Source organism: Streptomyces sp. AV19, from assembly GCF_015999245.1.
Taxonomy (GTDB): Bacteria; Actinomycetota; Actinomycetes; order Streptomycetales; family Streptomycetaceae; genus Streptomyces.
In genome coordinates, this window is record NZ_JAEAMR010000033.1 from 1 (window position 1) to 1,161 (window position 1,161).

Annotated in this window: 2 protein-coding genes; both read right to left on the minus strand. The window is 70.5% G+C overall.

The genetic code is table 11. The annotated features are described in order from the left end of the window. Nucleotides 1-175 precede the first annotated feature (175 nt). Nucleotides 176-667 (minus strand): hypothetical protein, encoded by a 492-nt coding sequence (locus I5Q34_RS32710; protein WP_199896134.1) that lies wholly within the window; start codon nucleotides 665-667, stop codon nucleotides 176-178. 148 nt (nucleotides 668-815) lie between these two features. After that, a partial coding sequence (locus I5Q34_RS32715; protein ID WP_199896135.1) for a hypothetical protein occupies nucleotides 816-1,161 on the minus strand: 346 nt, incomplete at its 5' end.

The following is a 1,161-nucleotide window of genomic DNA, read 5'->3' on the forward strand; positions in this document are numbered from 1 at the left end:
ATGATGATCCCGCGCATGCCGGGGTTGAGCAGGGCCAGGAGGTGGAGCTTCTCCAGGCAGGCACGGGACTTGCCGGTGCCAGCCGGGCCGGACATGAGGACCTCGGGGGCGCGGCAGTGCATGACCTCCCGGGCGGTGCCGTGCGGCTCGAAGGCGTGCTCCAGCTGTGCCGTGGTCACTTGAGCTGGTCCATGTCCACGCCGACGATCTCGTACTTCACGCCGCCGGACACCTGCGTCTTCGTCGCGGCGTCCAGGCCGAGGAGCTTGGCCCGGCGCTCCTGGATCCGGAGCAGCCGGTCGATGGCCTGGAGGACGGGGCCGTCGTCGGCGAGGGGCTCGCCCCCCTCGTAGATGATCTTCCCTTGGGAGACGGTGACATGGCGGCGTTCCAGCACCTCGACCGCGCGCTCGTACAGCCGGTCCAGGCGCTCCAGTTCCAGCGTGCGGACTTCCTCGGCCGGTTCCTGGACGATCGCGCGCAGGGCGCGCTGCACGCCGTCGTGGATCGTGTGGACGTCGGCGCCGAGGTGGTCGGCTATTCGTTTGTAGCTCCAGCCGCGGGCGCGGAGTTCGCAGGCTTCGGCGTCGCGTTGGGCGGATGCGGCGGTGTAGATGAACTTGCCGTCGGGGCCCCGAGTTTGGCCGGGGCCGCTGGACTCCTCCATGGTCGGCACCTCCTCCGGGCTCTGACAACGTTGTCAATCATCGTAACGGGGACCGGAGATGCGCGAGCGGCCAGGCGAACACCCCCGGCGGGCCGCTCTGTCGGGGCGCGCCGGCCGCCCTTGTCGGCCAGGGTTGCGCGGCCGTTTCCTAGCGTGTCGGGTACCGCCGCCGCTTCTCCAGGACATCCTTCACCGTCTGCCCCTTCCAGAGGCCGGCGCCTTCGCGGGTCTGGGCATCGGGCTCCGGCCAGCGGCCCCGCGAGAGGTCGGAACGGATGCTGCCGGCCTTGACGCCCACGTTGGCGTCTTCGATGTCCTGCGCGGTGAACCAGCCCTTCGGGTCGAGCTGGACCGTGGGGTATTTGACGTGCTCTTCCACCCAGGCGGCGACGGCGGACGCCGGGTAGGTGTTCCAGCGGCCGCGCTTGCCCGTGGGCTCCGGCCAGTCGGGATGCGTGGCCCAGCGCTTGACGGTCGGCCTGGATCGCTCGTAC